The organism is Shewanella sp. 10N.286.51.B2, from assembly GCF_041469265.1.
In the GTDB taxonomy this organism is placed as follows: Bacteria; Pseudomonadota; Gammaproteobacteria; order Enterobacterales; family Shewanellaceae; genus Shewanella.
This window is the reverse complement of sequence record NZ_JBFRKH010000102.1, coordinates 1-2329: the sequence shown is the minus strand read 5'-3', so window position 1 is coordinate 2329 and position 2329 is coordinate 1. Positions and strand designations below refer to the sequence as shown.

At 34.8% G+C, this 2329-nt stretch carries 2 protein-coding genes; both read left to right on the top strand.

Annotated features, from left to right (window positions below):
• Positions 1–463 precede the first annotated feature (463 nt).
• Entirely contained in the window at positions 464–1033 is a 570-nt protein-coding gene (locus tag AB4140_RS19365) for a GNAT family N-acetyltransferase (protein ID WP_372002265.1), read from the top strand.
• 399 nt (positions 1034–1432) lie between these two features.
• Complete coding sequence (locus AB4140_RS19360) at positions 1433–1777, top strand: hypothetical protein (protein ID WP_372002263.1); 345 nt, start codon at positions 1433–1435, stop codon at positions 1775–1777.
• The last annotated feature ends 552 nt before the right edge of the window (positions 1778–2329 follow it).

Below are 2329 nucleotides of genomic sequence, written 5' to 3'. Positions count from 1 at the left end.
TAATGGGTGGCTTTGTAATTTTTTCTGCCCCTTTATGCGTTAGCTGGGTAAGTTAGGCGATCGGAGAACTGTCGATATAGCCTTATATTTTCTAATCTATTGTGCAATCAGATCTGCCTTTTAAAGTACTAGATATATTCAGTTATAATTCCACACTGATATTCCGTGAGGAAAGATAACGAAAACACACATTTTATGCTCGATAAATCCTTGTAAATGCAAAGCAGGATGCATTAAGGCTGATAGCCTTTCACCATCAAAGTCAGCCGCGATATCCATGTAGCAGACTTATAAAAGTTACTTAGGCTTGCCTAAACTAAAATCTCCGCTAAAAATTCATCAAAGAATAAAGCCAAGTGAAAAAATTGAATAGTCATAGAAACTTCGATACTGTCGTTGTATTGTGTTAAAAATTAATAAAAAATGAGTAATTCTACAGGCTCGTTATATTTTTCGGAGAGTCATGAATAATTTTCCAATCGTAGAGACTGAAAGACTTATCTTGAATGAGCAATCCGTTGATGATTCTGAATCAATTTTCGCCATGTTTTCTGATAGCGAAGTAACTGAATATTATGATCTACATTTCACTACGGAAAATGAAGCCCTAGAATTAGTTAAAGATGATATTGAGAGTTTTAATAATCAAAAAAGTGTTAGGTGGGCTATTCGAGAAAAATCAACTAGTGAGTTTATTGGCAGTTGTGGCATTAATCGCTTTGAAGAAAGTAACGATGTGGCGGTTATAGGTTATGAATTTGTGAAAAAGTCATGGGGAAAAGGCTTTGCTCAGGAGGCTGTACGTAAAGTTATCGAGTTCTCATTTTCGAGTCAATGTCCCAAATTTGTTAATAAGATTGAGGCATACGTTATGTTAGGCAATGGTGCTTCAGAGTCTGTGCTTAAAAAGTTAGGGTTCCAATGTGATGGTGTGCTGAGACAGCACGGTAAATGGAAAGGCTCATATCATGATCTCAAAGTGTTTTCTATTTTACGTTCAGATGTAATAAATAGATATGTGGGGTCAGTGTAAACTTTATTTGATTGCCATATATTTATCAATTCCACAACCTACTTTTAGACCCTTTGCACTAACTGATTTCTGTCCAGAAATGAGCTAGACAGGCTCTAATTTAGTGGTCAGTAGTCATTGACCACTACAAATTAACCTTTCGTTTCATGTCACTATCCTGAGATCTAATCACCTACAGTTTGATTGATTCATAAGCAACATTCCTACTTCATCAATTAGTAAAATCACAAAGACTTAAATTCTTGGTATATTCATCCTAAATAAGGTTGATACACTAGTAAGTAATTAAAAACAGTGGTAATTTAATTGAGGGGAAGTGGTTCTTAGTAAACTAAAATAGTTTTCAGTATTCATACTTACACGCAGTTTGGCTTAAGCTGTATAGCTCTAAGGAAAATGATGAAAAAACTTATATTATCAGCAAGTCTCTTATTAATTATTTCTGGATGTTCAACCACTCCAGGCGAAATGAGAACAAACACACCACATGTACTAGAGTACAGTGATAAAGCAGCAAAAAGAATAACAATTTGTATTGCTGATAAGTGGGGGCAATCTGGCGTTGTTAATCAAAGAGAATCTAGTGATGGTTATTCATTAACTTTCACGTCTAATGGAAAGCTTTTATACCTAGCTGATATTGAAAAAAACGGAGATAAAACGGTAACAAAAGTGTACAAATACCTTCAGTACCTTTCAGATCCCAATACAATGCTAATTGCGGCAAAAGAATGTCAAATTTAAATCCCTTCAAGATCTCTAGCTAATGTAAATACGATTAGAATGCTTGTATAATCTCTTGGTTAGGTTACTGATTAGTAAAGGAAATAGCTGTTAATATAGAGAGATCATCTGAACTTTCAGTATTACATGAATCCGTAACTAACTTATGTCGGATAGACGACACTTGTTACTAAGTGCTGTCCTCCTAAGAACCCAGCGTGTAGTGGCTTAGTTAAATTGGCCATTTATTTGAAGACTAACCTCTGCTGGCCTTTCCTATTTTAGCCATACTTATCGTGATGTGAACTAGAGCATTTTTAACATTAACTCTAAGAAGCTTTTGCCCCAAAGTGAGTTTGCGAGAAGTCCATTTAAACGCCGTGAACCAATTTCCCATTAGAAAATTTAATGTTAAGAAGCTCGTTCATTATTTAGAAAAGTGTTATCAGTAATAACCCTTCATAATCAAATTACGAAGGGCAAACAACCAAAACTTTAAGTTTGCACAGTGAGTACAATTTTTCCAACATGCTGTTTTTCTTTAAATTCCATCTGTGCTTGAACAATTTCCTC